General features: G+C 36.5%; 10 protein-coding genes. 4 read left to right on the plus strand and 6 right to left on the minus strand.

The window, feature by feature from the left end; translation table 11 throughout:
• The first annotated feature begins 23 nt into the window (after positions 1 to 23).
• The 3 genes from IGJ99_RS08490 to IGJ99_RS08500 all read left to right on the plus strand — a co-directional run bounded on the left by IGJ99_RS08490 (position 24) and on the right by IGJ99_RS08500 (position 3,632).
• Complete coding sequence (locus IGJ99_RS08490; RefSeq protein WP_438770754.1) at positions 24 to 1,004, plus strand: hypothetical protein; 981 nt, start codon at positions 24 to 26, stop codon at positions 1,002 to 1,004.
• Positions 1,005 to 1,196: 192 nt separating this feature from the next.
• Positions 1,197 to 2,195: a hypothetical protein gene (locus tag IGJ99_RS08495; RefSeq protein WP_023519853.1), complete on the plus strand. Its 999-nt coding sequence runs from the start codon at positions 1,197 to 1,199 to the stop codon at positions 2,193 to 2,195.
• 453 nt (positions 2,196 to 2,648) lie between these two features.
• A complete protein-coding gene (locus tag IGJ99_RS08500) occupies positions 2,649 to 3,632 on the plus strand; it encodes a hypothetical protein (RefSeq protein WP_438770755.1) in 984 nt (327 codons plus the stop codon).
• Positions 3,633 to 3,965: 333 nt separating this feature from the next.
• On the opposite strand, the gene IGJ99_RS08505 is transcribed toward IGJ99_RS08500, so the two are convergent.
• From IGJ99_RS08505 to arcA, 5 genes are all read right to left on the minus strand, one after another.
• A complete protein-coding gene (locus tag IGJ99_RS08505; RefSeq protein WP_438770756.1) occupies positions 3,966 to 5,999 on the minus strand; it encodes an EndoU domain-containing protein in 2,034 nt (677 codons plus the stop codon).
• Between the two features lie 356 nt (positions 6,000 to 6,355).
• The gene (gene argS / locus IGJ99_RS08510) at positions 6,356 to 8,047 is read right to left on the minus strand and encodes an arginine--tRNA ligase (protein ID WP_010735177.1); all 1,692 of its coding nucleotides are present in this window, start codon (positions 8,045 to 8,047) and stop codon (positions 6,356 to 6,358) included.
• A 458-nt stretch (positions 8,048 to 8,505) separates the two neighbouring features.
• Complete coding sequence (arcC, locus tag IGJ99_RS08515) at positions 8,506 to 9,459, minus strand: carbamate kinase (protein WP_010735176.1); 954 nt, start codon at positions 9,457 to 9,459, stop codon at positions 8,506 to 8,508.
• 113 nt (positions 9,460 to 9,572) lie between these two features.
• On the minus strand, positions 9,573 to 10,592 hold the full coding sequence (gene argF / locus IGJ99_RS08520; protein ID WP_010735175.1) for an ornithine carbamoyltransferase: 1,020 nt from the start codon (positions 10,590 to 10,592) through the stop codon (positions 9,573 to 9,575).
• A 105-nt stretch (positions 10,593 to 10,697) separates the two neighbouring features.
• Positions 10,698 to 11,927, minus strand: coding sequence for an arginine deiminase (arcA, locus tag IGJ99_RS08525; RefSeq protein ID WP_062805084.1), 1,230 nt, complete (start codon positions 11,925 to 11,927; stop codon positions 10,698 to 10,700).
• A 459-nt stretch (positions 11,928 to 12,386) separates the two neighbouring features.
• On the opposite strand from arcA, the gene IGJ99_RS08530 reads away from it, so the two are divergent.
• Positions 12,387 to 13,088: a Crp/Fnr family transcriptional regulator gene (locus tag IGJ99_RS08530; protein ID WP_023519859.1), complete on the plus strand. Its 702-nt coding sequence runs from the start codon at positions 12,387 to 12,389 to the stop codon at positions 13,086 to 13,088.
• A 108-nt stretch (positions 13,089 to 13,196) separates the two neighbouring features.
• On the opposite strand, the gene IGJ99_RS08535 is transcribed toward IGJ99_RS08530, so the two are convergent.
• Complete coding sequence (locus IGJ99_RS08535; RefSeq protein ID WP_010735172.1) at positions 13,197 to 14,615, minus strand: oligosaccharide flippase family protein; 1,419 nt, start codon at positions 14,613 to 14,615, stop codon at positions 13,197 to 13,199.
• Position 14,616 lies beyond the last annotated feature (1 nt).

A 14,616-nucleotide genomic window follows, 5' to 3' on the forward strand; every position in this document is an offset into this window, starting at 1 on the left:
CTTGAACAGAAAGGATAGTAACTATGACCTTCTTCCCCTTTGTCGATCCCAACCGTCGACCACAAGCAGAGATCAAAAAAATGACAGAAGAACTCACACAAAAATTTCAAGCAATCGATCCAGATTTGACTTTGATACATAATGATAACTTTATTGATTACGGTCCAGAGGTCTTTCCACAACTTTCGACTATTTATTGGGACCCTCGTGTGCCAGATCATCCGATGGAACATTTTGTGTATTCGGAGTATCTGCTTAGATATGGCGGCTATCCTCTTTACTGGTTTACGCCTTATGATGAACAAATTTACGAATATTATAGAAAACCGAGCGGGGCTTCAGATTCTTCTAGACAAGCAGTAAAAGTGATTGACCAAGCTATCTTAAAAGTCATTCACGATTATCAAGTGCATAACCTGTTCTATTGGAATGACTTATTTACAGAAAAACAATTGGAACAGGAAAGGTTAAAACCTTATGATCGTCCATCACAATTCATTGGACCAGGAGAACTCGTTAGTTCGCCGATTAGTTTCACTGACCCCAAGCATCGACCTTTGGCTGCTGTAGAAAAGAATACTGAATTTCTGAAAACTCAACTAGAACAATTAGATTCTCGATTAACTATTTCTCACAATGATTCGTATATTGATTTCGAACCAAAAATAAGTCGTTTCTTAGCTGAATGTTCCTATGATCCCGAAGAAGATGATCCTAACGATCCGATAAATAAATTATGTGGTGAAGAATATAAAATTTATTATGATAATATTCTACTATTCAGCTTTTATCCTTTTCAATTAGGCTACGGTTATCATGGTAATTTCTACGAGGGAGGCATTCCTAACACAACGTATCTTGGGTTAAGTCAAGAATTCATAAATCAAATTGATAATATTATCTCAATTTATATGATTTTTAATCTATATTATTGGCGTGATCAGTATTCTCCAGAGGAATTCCAATATGAAATTCATAAATATAAGAAAATGTGGTGCTTATAATAACCAAGCAACACTATTCTTTACTATGATAAGAAAACCGATTTAATGCTTAAATAGGTGTCCAACCTAGATGTTTATTATCGCTTTACTCAAGTTCTCTTCACTTCGACTTTTACGAAAAAAATTCTTTAGAATGCCTTTTAACATGTTATGATTCAAATAAAAAACCTTGAATAGAAAGGAATAATACCTATGACCTTCTTCCCCTTTGTCGATCCCAATCGTCGACCGCAAGCCAAGATCAGAAAAATGACAGAAGAACTCACACAAAAATTTCAAGCAATCGATCCAGATTTGACTTTGATACATAATGATAACTTTATTGATTATGGTCCAGAGGTCTTTCCAAAGCTATCGAAAATTTATTGGGACCCTCGTGTGCCAGATCATCCGATGGAACATTTTGTGTATTCGGAGTATCTGCTTAGATATGGCGGCTATCCTCTTTACTGGTTTACGCCTTATGATGAACAAATTTACGAATATTATAGAAGCCCTGGAGGGAATGCAGACTCGCGAAGAAAAACTTTAAAAATGATTGAACAGACTCTCCTAAGAATCATTCATGACTATCAAGTTCATAACCTTCTCTATTGGAAAGATATATTTACAGAAAAACAATTTGAACAGGAGAAGTTAAAACCCTACAAGAGAGTATCGCAATCTATTGGACCTGGCGAACTAATTAGTTCACCAATTAGTTTCACTGACCCCAAGCATCGACCTTTAGCTGCTGTAGAAAAGAATACGGAATTTCTAGAAACTCAGTTAGATCAATTAGATTCTCGATTAACCGTGATTCGTGATGACTCATACATTGATTTTGATCCAGATATCGGTCATTTTCTTGCGGAGTGCCCTTACGATCCAGAGGAAGACGAGCCAGATGATCCTAGACGTTATTTGTCTAATGAAGAGTATACAATTAGTTACGGCGGTATTTCTTTATTTGGTTGTTCCCCTTATCAATTAAGCTATGGAATACATGGGGATTTTTATAACGAATGGATGTTTAATACGGACTACCTTGGTTTAAGCGAACAATTGAATAATTCAATTTTAGCTATCATCTATCAATATCAACAGAACAATTTATATTATTGGCGTACTGTGTATACACCTGAAATGTTTCAAAAAAAAATCAATGAATATAAAGAAAGAGGTTTAAGCAGGCTTGGAAAAAAACTTTAAATAGATTCCGATAAATAAAAAGACCAATATCAAAGCTTGAAAAATAGTTTTGACATTAGTCTTTTTATAGTTAATTAATAAGTCCCACATCTGCGTTTCTTATTCACCCATGTCATTAGAAAATCTTTTACTTCAGAGTATATATTTATTTTAAAATAGGATATGCTGATACCACCAGTTACTACGAAATTTCCGCTATACCTCGCACTCAATGCCTCATAGAAACAACAATAGTAATGTTTTCCACTAGTAGAATAAATACAAATTTGAGAAACACCACAAGCGCTAAAAACCATATAAAGCTTATTTAACTTTGAATTAGGCAGGTATTGCTTGTTCCATTATAAACCTCTACTTTTTTCTGATTGACGAAAAAACAGGCCCCCACACTACTTATTTACATGTCATACTTTAATTTAAAAAACTTTTATAGCATAGAAAGGAAAAACGATTATGACCTTCTTTCCCTTTGTCGATCCCAACCGTCGACCACAAGCAGAGATCAAAAAAATGACAGAAGAACTTACTCGAAAATTTCATGCAATCGATCCAGATTTGACTTTGATACATAATGATAACTTTATTGATTATGGTCCAGAGGTCTTTCCACAACTTTCGTCGATTTACTGGGATCCTCGTGTGCCAGATCATCCAATGGAACATTTTGTGTATTCGGAGTATCGGTTGAAATATCAATTTTATACGCTCTATTGTTTTACACCTTATGGCGAACAAATTGATGAACATTACGGAAAAGTAAATCATTCGGATCGAAAAACGCTACAAGCAATTGACGATTTGATATTAACTGTTATTCACACTTATCAAGCAAAAAACTTATCTTACTGGAAGGATTTATTTCCAGAAGAACAATTCCAACAAACAATCGCATCTCATTATCAAAGAACTTCACAGATGATCGGTGAAGGTAGAAAAAGTAGTCGACTAATCACCTTCACTGACCCTAAGCATCGACCTTTGGCCGCTGTAGAAAAGAATACGGAATTTCTAGAAACTCAGTTAAATCAATTAGATTCTCGACTAACTGTGACCCATGATGATTCATTTATTGATTTTGGTCCAAGTGATGGACATTTTCTTGCTGAGTGTCCTTATGATCCAGAGGAAGACGACCTAGACGACGATAGACGTGGTCTATCGGAGGAAGAATATGAGATTTGCTATGAAGATATTCCTCTATTTGGTTGTTCTCCCTATAACATAAGCTTTGGTATACATGGAGATTTTTACAGTAAATGGATGTTGAATATTGATTATCTTGATTTAAGAGAGCGATTGAATAACCCTACTTTAGCTATTATTCATCAATATCAGTTAGATAATCTATATTACTGGCGTGATCATTATTCCACTGAAAAATTCCAATCTGAAGCCCTTGATTCCAAAGAACGCGGGCTACGACAAATCCACTCCTGAATATTCAAAATGGTGTACTTAATGCTCAGTCAATTACAAAAAAATGACAGAAAGACTCTTGTAAAAAAATAATACTTTATCTATAGACTTAATTTAATTATTTCACAAAATGTTTTTTTATTTTCGTTTAAAAATTTGCTAAAAACCCTCTAGATTAAGCTTTCTATAATAGCCTTAATATTTTATATAGTAGGTACCATAAATACACAAAAAAATTATTGAAGTGTGAACAGTTCTAAAATATCTGAAAAAGACTAATAACTCAATTTTTTTTAGAGTTATTAGTCTTTATTATTTTGTTGTAAATTATAAATATTTTCTAATCTCTTAACTCTAATTTATAAATGGGTACGCTGTCACAACGTTTACCTTTCCATTTGCTTTTACATTCACATGTATTTTTATTTCAAAATTACCACTGCTTTCCTTTTCAATATAATCTTGTGGACCTGGAACATTTGTGACATTTTTCTCTACAATCCTTTCAACCTCACTAGTAATTTTTTCTGCATCCCAATTATCTGGAAAAACGGTAGATCCTGCTCTCTTGAAATCTTTCCCATAACTCACATCGGATTTAAAAGGTTTTCCTTCCACCACCGTTCCTGTCGGTTTATAAACTACCCCACTTTCCGGATTATAAAAATCAGGATGGCGCGAATGAGCACCTGATATAGTCAATTTTCCATCTTTCCCCGGTCTTACCTCTCCCGCCACATGGCGCAAGGCTTTACGGTTATAGTATTCGGTGGTTGGTAACTTCTCTACCAAGGCTTCATTTGGACACCCTTTGGTGATTAGAGCCTTTTCCGCTTCCAATACGCGAGCGGCTTCGGCTTCTTCGACTTCAATCGCTGCTAGGATAACTTCTTCGGATTTGACGGTCCGTAAGACAGAAATCATTTCAGACCATGGTAAGCACATGGCGATGAGCAAGATATCCACTGGTTCGAGCTTCAATTGGGACTGCTTGATGACCCAGTCGGTATTTTCGTAATTTGGTAAGTGCTTCAATACACTACCACCGACTTCAGAAATCGCTGCAATGGTGGTGTCATCTAAACTCTTTGGCAAAGAATTCGTGCGTTCTTCATCAAACAAGCCATCGGCTAACGCATAGTAGTTGCAATAGACACCGAAAAAGCTTTGCACTTTGCGGATCGTATAGATGATTTCTTGGTTAAAACCGATGTCGATTTGGTCTAAGGGAACAATTTCTTGCGTTCCCCGATACACAAACTCACCTTCCCGATCAATGACAACTTCTTTGTCATTGGCTTTCGCTGCGATCCGGAATAGATTGGTCTGAAACGTATCAGGCAATTGATCAATCAGCGCATCCCGCTCATCGATCATCTGACGGGTGATTTCTTTTCCGATGTCATTGACGGAATCGACATCTGTTGGGACTACTGCTCCAAATTGGACCGAAGAATATTCTTTGACCAGTTCCAAGGCTTGTTCAGGTGTGGCGATTTCTGCTAAAAATGTGTCGAAATCCGTTTCTAAAGGAATCGTGATGCCCCGAATATCATATTGCGTGTATAGTTCTTGGCGATGATCATAGGCGGTATAGCTCATGGTCACATTGACATAGGGTGTTCCTGGACCATTATATGGAGAAAAATTGATTTGTTTCAGGGCGCCGATCCGTGGAGGTAATTTTTCATTTCCCGGTAAGTATTCATTCAGCGAAGTATCTGGATAAACTAATAGACTTTGATCATTCGTGTCTTTAGGAACGAACAATCCGCTCATACCGTCTGTGCCAGTTCGCATCTCATATCCAGATAGTTCTGGTGTTGTTTGTATGTATTCAAGGAACTGGTTTTGGACCGTAATCCAGTTAGCCAACTCGATTTTGGTGGTCGGATAAATCTCAACGGGGTCTTCTGGGGCATCAATGGCATCACCGAGCAAGCTGATCGACTGCCTTAGGATACTTGTCGAAGTCAAACGGTACAATTGGCTGACAGCTGTCTCTTTGGTTGATTCTTTTAAGTAGGGTCGGGTAAATTCAGCAAAGGCGGTAGCTTGGATGATCGGTGCAATTTTTGAACGAGCAAACCGAGTACTGAGGGGTAACGTACTTGGCCCTTCCATCACGTCTAAATAATCCGCTAGAACTAAATTATCAAATACGTTATGTTCGGCAGTCAGGGTATCCGTAAATCCTCGGAGTTTTGCCCATTCGTTCCATGTTTTTTCATCTTTTGCTGGCGAAGTGCCACTTAAATCAATCGCAACAGCCGGACGCGAGGTTGCTTCTTTGAAGGATCGATCACTCGCAAAGGCTAAGAGTGTCGGTTGGAAAACCGACGACAACAACATTACAACCATCAACAACGAGAACCATTTCTTTTTCATTTTTCCACTCCTTTTCTTTTTTATTGACACCGAGAGTATATCCCAAGAAAAGAAAGCGCTTAATAAAAAGTGAAAATTCTCATGAAACGACTTTTTCTAAAATAAGAAAAGGAAATTCAATTATTTATTCATAAAAATTTTTGTATGTACAATTCAACATAAAACAACTATAAGAATGTATGCCGTACCAAAAATACGTCAAAAAAGCCGGGATTTTTTCAAATCCCGACTTGGCTCGTTTCTAAAAGAAACCCTTCTAGATAAAAATCAATTCAATTGTAAAATATGCCATGGATTATTGACTGGAACATAACATTTAGATTTCTCTTCAGAAAATCTTTAAACAATGAAACTTTTTACATTTTATCTGGTGCATGTAATCCTAATAGACGTAAGTCTTCTTTTAGTAAAACAGTGACAGCATAAACTAACGCTAAGCGCGCATCTTTTTGGTCATCATCCGCTAAGATTTTTGTATGTGCATAGTACTTATTGAACGCTTGTGCCAATTTGATCGCATGTTTTGCAATGATCGATGGCTCATATTTTTCACCAGCTTGAAGCACTGTTTCAGGATATTTCTGTACAAGCTTCACGACTTCCCAACTATTTTCGTCATTCAACGCATAAGCTTGATCTTTAGAAGGAACAAAACCTGCTTTGTCTAATAAACTCATCGCCCGAGCATGAGTATATTGGACATAAGGACCTGTTTCTCCTTCAAAACGAACCACTTCTTCTAAATTGAAGTCAAACGTATTCAAACGGTCATTTTTTAAATCGTGGAAAATAACAGCACCCACACCGACTTGTTTTGCGATGACATCTTTGTTTTCCAAATCAGGATTCTTTTCACTGATTTGTTGTTTCGCTGAGTCGATTGCTTCATTCAATACTTCTTCTAGTAAAACGATCTTTCCTTTACGTGTCGATAGTTTTTTACCACCTTGTGTGATCAAACCAAACGGGATATGGTGCATATCATCTGCCCAGTCAAAACCTAGTTCTTTCAAGACAGCTTTCAATTGTTTAAAGTGATAACTTTGTTCATTACCAACTACGTATAGTGATTGACTAAAATCATACGTACGTTTACGGTATAGTGCAGCTGCCAAATCACGCGTAATATAAAGTGTCGCACCATCTGATTTTTTGATCAAGGCAGGATTTAGATCATAAGCAGATAAGTCAACGATTTCTGCACCTTTGTCTTCTTGTAAGAGATGTTTTTCTTCTAGTAATTCGACGATTTCATCCATCTTGTCATTATAGAAAGCTTCCCCGTTCAATGAATCAAAACGAACTTCTAACAAGTCATAGATCTTGTTGAATTCTTTCATTGATTCGTCACGGAACCATTGCCATAACTCCATCGCTTCTTCGTCGCCTTCTTCTAGACGCTTGAACCAAGAACGAGCTTCATCATTCAATTCAGGTTGTGTTTCAGCTTCTTCGTGGAATTGGACATATAGACGCAATAATTCATTGATTGGTTCAGCTTTTACAGATTCAGCAGATCCCCATTTTTTGTAGGCAACGATCAGTTTTCCAAATTGTGTACCCCAGTCTCCTAAATGGTTGATACGTACTGGTTGATAACCTAATTTTTCCATAATAAAGCCAATTGAGTTTCCGATTACTGTCGAACGTAAGTGACCCATTGAAATTGGTTTTGCAATGTTTGGTGAAGACATATCGATCGGCACGCTTCCTTGGTTACCGATCGTGCTATCCCCATAGTGTTCTTTTTCTTTTACTACTGTAGCTAACACTTGCTTACTGATGATCTCTTTGTTCATAAAGAAGTTCAAGTATGGTCCGACGACTTCGATTTTTTCAAAATTTGTTGCATCGATTTTCTCAGCAAGATCCGCTGCGATCTGTTGTGGTGCTTTGCGGAAGATTTTTGCTAAAGAGAACGTTGGAAATGCGACATCTCCATGGTCCGCTGATTTTGGATTTTCAAGTAATTGTGCGACTTGCTCCAACGTCAAGTCATCTTGTACGACTTCATATAGTGCTTTTGCAACAACATCTTTGTTATTCATTTATTTTCCTCCTACATATTGTTTGCTGTAAAACAAAAAAATCTCTAGCAAATCCATATTTCCTATGAATTTACTAGAGACGAGAATTCCCGCGGTACCACTCCAATTGTCCTAAAAAGGACCTGCTCGATCTGATATCGGTAGACGACCGTCTGTCAAAGACAGAGTTCTCCAAGTGCGCTTCATTGGGATTTGTCCGTCCGGCTTCCACTCTACCCAGACTCGCTTTGAACGAAATGACACCAATTACTCTCTTGTTCAGCAAACGTTGCTCTTATTTAACTTGATTTGAATTATAGCAGATATCCAATCTCCTGGCTAGAGTTTTCTTCATAAATAAACGGTGTTCGAAAAGCTGACCTTCAACAATAAGCTAAAATGTCCAGGAGGTCTAAAGGAGATTAAAAACCAACTGGACATTTTATACACATGGTCATGGTAAAACGATAAAAAGTTTCTTACGCTTCATCAGCAACAATGATTGTTCCTTCTTCTGAAGCTAATAGATTTTCAATATTTTCTAAGGAAGTAATAATTGCTTTCCCAGTAGGACGAGCCTCAACAAAGGCAATCGCTGCTTCCACTTTTGGCAACATGCTTCCTGGAGCAAATTGGTTTTCAGCAATATACTGTTTCATTTCTGAAACACCAACTGTTTCTAATTTCTTTTGATCTGGTTTTTGATAATTTACGTAGACATTATCGACACCCGTCAACACGATCAATAGATCTGCACCAATGATCTCTGCTAATTTTTCAGAAGCAAAATCTTTATCGATAACAGCTTCTTTTCCTTCAAGACCTGTTGCAGTTTCCACTACTGGAATACCGCCACCACCTACAGAAATGGTGATTACGCCTTGTTCCACTAATGTTTGGATGACTCGAGCTTCTTTGATTGAGATTGGTTTTGGAGAAGCAACGACCTTACGCCAACCACGTCCTGCATCTTCTTTGAATGTTACAGAAGAGTCTGCTTTCATCTGATCATTCGCTTCTTCTTCTGTATAGAACGGTCCAACTGGTTTGCTTGGATTTTTGAACGATGGATCATTTTCATCAACGATGACTTGTGTCACTAACGAAACGACATCTTTATCGATTCCTTTTTCCTTCAACACTTCGCCCATCGCATTTTGCAACCAATAGCCAATTGAACCTTCCGTCATCGCCACACATGTATCTAATGGCATTGCCGGTGTTTTTTCTGAATCAGCCGCTTGTTGTTGGATCAATAAATTCCCAACTTGAGGACCATTACCATGTGAGATGATCAATTCATCTCCTTGTTCAATAAATTTCACTAAGTATTTTGCTGTTTCCATCAATGCGTCTTGTTGCGCTTTTGCACTTGCATCTGTTGATAAAATCGCGTTTCCGCCTAATGCAACAACCACTTTTCTGTTTGCCATGTCTATCTCCCTTTCTTTCAGAACATTCTGAATTTTACCGATGACAAAACAAGCCAGCGTTCTTTCTGAACGATCCTCACGCTGACTCGTTTTGATTATTTACTTGTTAGTTGTTACACACGAGGAATGAATAAGTTTCCTAGTGTTGCTGCCATGATTGCTTTGATTGAGTGCATACGGTTTTCTGCTTGCTCAAATTGACGTGCATATTTACTGCGGAATACTTCGTCTGTTACTTCCATTTCAGTGATGCCGAAGCGTTCTTTCATTTGTTCACCGTAAACTGTCTTCGTATCATGGAATGCTGGTAAGCAGTGTAAGAAGATCAAACGATCTGTATTGTTTGTTTTTTCGATCATATCCATATTGATTTGGTAAGGTTTCAATAATTTGATACGTTCTTCAAATTTATCTTCTTCACCCATTGATACCCAAACGTCTGAGTAAAGAACGTCTGCTCCGTCTACCCCTTTAGCAACATCGTCAGTGATCATTAATTGTGCACCTGATTTCGCTGCAAACTCTTCAGCCATTTTCACGATTTCTTCTTCAGGTTGTAATTCTTTTGGTGCAACGATACGCATATTTGTTCCTAAGATCGCACCTGTTACTAACAATGAGTTCGCCATGTTGTTACGTCCATCGCCACAATAAGCAACTGTGATGCCTTCCACTTTACCGAAGTTTTCTTGGATCGTTAAGAAGTCAGCGATCATTTGAGTTGGGTGCCATTCATCAGTTAAACCATTCCATACAGGTACGCCTGAGAATTCAGCTAATTCTTCCACCATTTTTTGGCTGAAACCACGGAACTCGATTCCGTCAAACATACTACCTAATACTTTGGCAGTATCTTCTGTAGATTCTTTTTTACCTAATTGGATGTCATTTGCACCTAAATACTCTGGATGCGCACCAAGATCGATTGCTGCCGTTGTAAATGCTGCACGTGTACGTGTTGATGTTTTTTCAAATAGTAATGCAATGTTTTTTCCTTCTAAGTAATGATGTGGGATGCCACGTTTTTTCAAATCTTTCAAGTGTTGAGAAAAGTCGATCAAATATTGTAACTCTTCCTTTGTAAAATCTTTTTCTGCTAATAAACTTCTTCCTTGAAATACTGATTCTTTCATATGAACATTCTCCTTTAAAATTGTATTCTATTTGATAGTACATAAAGCACTTGGTATTAAGAGGAAATCTGATGGCAGCTGACAGTGACTGCCATCAGGAATAAACTATTTTAAATCTTCACGAACTAATGGTTGGCTCATGCAACGAGGGCCACCACGACCGCGTGACAATTCACTTGAAGTGATTTCCAATACTTTGATGCCGTAGCTTCTCAATAATTCGTTTGATACATAGTTACGATTGTAAGTAACTACCACCCCTGGAGCAATCGCTAATGTGTTTGAGCCATCATTCCATTGTTCACGAGGTGCAACAATCGCATCGCCATTACCTGTTGGGATCAATACAAGATCATCTAACCCTAAAACTGATTTCAATGACTCTTGTAAATCATCTGAATGAGAAATTTTGATATCATCGCCAGCTTGTTCAATTGTAAAGACGTCCATTTTTCCTTCTTTACTTTGGATCGCTGGATGGATTGTGAATTTATCATGGTCAACCATAGTAAATACTGTATCTAAATGCATCATGGCACGATTATTCGGGATCTTGATTGCCAAGACTTTTTCAAATCCTGCATTTTTAGCAAATAAGTGACGTGCTAAACGCTCAATCGCTTTTGCATTTGTTCTTTGTGAGATACCCACAGCGACAACTGTGTCACTAAGGATCAATTCATCCCCACCTTCGATATGATCTGGATTTTCGCGATCCAACCATACGTCAACCCCTTTATTTGCAAAACGTGGGTGGTGGTTCAAAATGTATTCTGTGAACATTGACTCACGACGACGTGCTTCAAATGCCATTTTATTGATTGTCATCCCATTCCCCATTGATGCGGAAGGGTCCCTTGTAAAGTATAGGTTTGGCATTGGATCCATGTAGAAAGGATAGTCGTCATCAGATGATAAATCGTATAAACTACGTGATTTCACATCGATATCTTTTGTACGGACACCCGCCATGATCTTATCTACCATATCTTGAGTTTCCATTGATAGAAGGAACTCATGAAGACCATCTCTAACAGCATTAGATGCAATAAAAGATTCATCTAACATTTTATTTAAAAATTCCTCTTTGACATTACCTGCATCGATTGCTTCAGCCGCTAATTTTTCTAAATATAATGTTTCAGCGCCTTCACTTTGGAGCACTTGTGCAAATTCATCATGCTCAGCTTGTGCAATCGGTAGATACGGAATGTCGTCGAACAACAAACGATCCATAATATCAGGCGTTAGATTTTCCACTTCTTGACCAGGTCGTTTTAATAATACTGTCTTTAACTTTCCTATCTCAGAGAAAACGTGAATCGGTTTATCCATGTTGTGTTGCCTCCTTCGTTTTGATTACATACTTAGAATAAACTGCTTTTGTAATCACTTTCATGCTTTTCTCGCATTTAAAAAGAGAAGAATCTCTCATTATTAAAGCTTAATTAAATAATTACACATTTTTGCATCTTTTATTAATAATTTCTCTTTTTTTTATACTGAAAACTCTCTCAAAAAAATTTTTATTCATCAAAAAAATTTTTTTGTATATTTTTAAATCCCATTTAAATTAAGGTTGTTAGCGTTTACTTTATGTATATTATTTGTTTTTTATACACTTTTATGATCACTCATCAAATTATATTCATCTGTTTTGTATAAATCCTACATAATAACAAACGCAATTAATATTTTACAAAATATAGCTTTTCTCGGAATGTATTATGGCTTTACAAAAGAAATAAAAGAAGTCACAATAGAAGGAGAGAATTATAGGAAGCAGGGATGTTCATGCGTGTAAATAAAATCGATTATCATTTTTCTAAACTCAGATATCAACCTGATTTTGAACACTTTACTGATGAGGAATTTGAAGAAATCAAAGAGCAGACTGTCCTACGTTCATATAAGAAAGGACAAGTGCTTTTTGATGAAGGAGATGAGCGGCAACGTTTCTATGTCTTAACAGAAGGATTGATCCGTTTAGAGCGTTATGACGAAAGTGCTACTTATTACTACTATGATTATGTCACAGCAAATAATCTCTTTCCAATGTCTGGTATTTTTGAAGAAGAACCTTATACGTATACAGCACAAGCCATGACAGATATCGAGACTTTTTATTTTCCTGTAGCTTGTTATGAAAAAATTGTCAAAAACAACCCCAATCAATTGATTTACATGATCCAGAAGTTAGGAAAAGTCGTTCAGATGCACGAACTACGCATTCAAATCGGCTTGACCTCCAGTGCATTTGACCGAGTGAAACAAAACTTATTTGTTTTAAAAGAAGAATTAGGAATCCCTACAGAAGACGGTCATATATCGATACCCTATCCGATCACGTTGAAAGAACTAGCAGTCAATAGTGGTACCACTCGTGAAACCGCCGGACAGGTGATCAAACAGCTGAAAGACTCCGGCTTGGTGAATTATGACAAGAAGCGGTTCACGTTTTGTAAGGAGGCAGTGACACCGGGATGGCGGGAGTGATTCTTTGCCATCCTCTACTATAAATATTAATAAATGAGCCAAAGGTATTTGACAATATCCACTACCTTTGGCTCATTTTTTGATAAATAAAAAGAAGTAAGTAATCAGTCACTTACTTCTTCTCTCTTGAATAAATGAAACAATAGGATTTGTTCTCATTACTACTGTAAAGATAAAATACAGGGTAATAGCAATTAAACCTTGTACTATATTAGTTATTAAACTTGCTTGCATAGAATTAGTCAATATTCTGGTGATAATCATCATTGCAAGTGCTGAAATAAAATAAATACTTATTCGCCGAAAATTAAAAGAAAAGTTAGTAGATTTGAGAAACGAGCGCACTCTTACTGCAGTAACAAAGAATTCAGCCAATAAATTAGAAATGACAACTCCAAAAAAACCAACAGTTGGTAGTAAGATTAGATTACTGATAATGTTTATACCTGCACCAATAATCACAGATTTATTATATTCTCTAACTTTACCTATAGGAATAAGGTACTGTCTTGAAACAGCCATACCTAGCGGAATAATTACTATTAAAGGAGTAAAAAATGGGATAACATTATTAATAAATAAAAACTTTTCCCCAAAAAACCATGGAACAAGCTTATCATATACAGTTAACATCCCAAACATGATCGGTAAACTAAAAAACAACTGTAGATCAATCGTTTTATCCATCAGCTCTACAATTCGCTCAACATTTTTTTTAGCAAACAAACCACTCATATGTGGAAGTAAAACAATATCAAGTGTAGTGATGATTGTTATAAACACTGTATTTAAGGTGAGTGAGTTTGTATAAAATCCAACTGCTGAAGCCCCTATGAATAAGCCTAATAAGGTCTTATTTAAATTCGTATATAAGGTAATCGCTACTTGGGGTATAAAGAATTCAAACGAGCCTTTGATGTGACTAAAACTTTTTTTTAGATTTATTTTTTGAAATGTTATATAAGGTTTGATAAAGAACCAAACTAACACTTGTGAAACAAATATACCAGCTGTTTGGATCAAAATATAGATACCTACATCATTTGAATCTTTAATAAAAAGCAGTATCAACACAAAAGTAATTATTTGAACGAATAAACTCGATACACTAGTTAACTTAAAATCTTCAATTCCCATAAAGAACCATGATATATCAAAAAGCACTGCTAAAATGGTTAAACTTTGAAAATAAAAATAATTACTGTTAGGTAAGAAACTGACAACAGCAATGTAGATAAAAAATACTGCTAATGTCAATATCGCTTTAAATACAACAATTTCCCAAAATAATTTAGAAATGTCCTCTTGTCGATTATACGCAAGTGCGATTTCTCTATTCCCATACATAGCTACACCTAAGCTAGCAACTAGTACAAAATATTGTGCGATTGAATTGGTATAGTTGAAGATCCCTATTCCAGCAGGACCTAACGCCATAGATACTATAGGTATGGTTATAATTGGAATAACGATTTTCATTATCTGGAATATGGATTGATAAATGAAATTACGAGCTATGTTTTTCACT

Source organism: Enterococcus sp. AZ095b (assembly GCF_051714725.1).
Lineage (GTDB): Bacteria > Bacillota > Bacilli > Lactobacillales > Enterococcaceae > Enterococcus_B > Enterococcus_B pernyi.

Excerpts from the sequence above, each read along its gene's own strand:
- IGJ99_RS08490 (WP_438770754.1), top strand. The coding sequence starts at position 24 with ATGACCTTCTTCCCCTTTGTCGATCCCAACCGTCGACCACAAGCAGAG.
- IGJ99_RS08495 (WP_023519853.1), top strand. The coding sequence starts at position 1,197 with ATGACCTTCTTCCCCTTTGTCGATCCCAATCGTCGACCGCAAGCCAAG.
- IGJ99_RS08500 (WP_438770755.1), top strand. The coding sequence starts at position 2,649 with ATGACCTTCTTTCCCTTTGTCGATCCCAACCGTCGACCACAAGCAGAG.
- IGJ99_RS08505 (WP_438770756.1), bottom strand. The coding sequence starts at position 5,999 with ATGAAAAAGAAATGGTTCTCGTTGTTGATGGTTGTAATGTTGTTGTCG.
- argS (WP_010735177.1), bottom strand. The coding sequence starts at position 8,047 with ATGAATAACAAAGATGTTGTTGCAAAAGCACTATATGAAGTCGTACAA.
- arcC (WP_010735176.1), bottom strand. The coding sequence starts at position 9,459 with ATGGCAAACAGAAAAGTGGTTGTTGCATTAGGCGGAAACGCGATTTTA.
- argF (WP_010735175.1), bottom strand. The coding sequence starts at position 10,592 with ATGAAAGAATCAGTATTTCAAGGAAGAAGTTTATTAGCAGAAAAAGAT.
- arcA (WP_062805084.1), bottom strand. The coding sequence starts at position 11,927 with ATGGATAAACCGATTCACGTTTTCTCTGAGATAGGAAAGTTAAAGACA.
- IGJ99_RS08530 (WP_023519859.1), top strand. The coding sequence starts at position 12,387 with ATGCGTGTAAATAAAATCGATTATCATTTTTCTAAACTCAGATATCAA.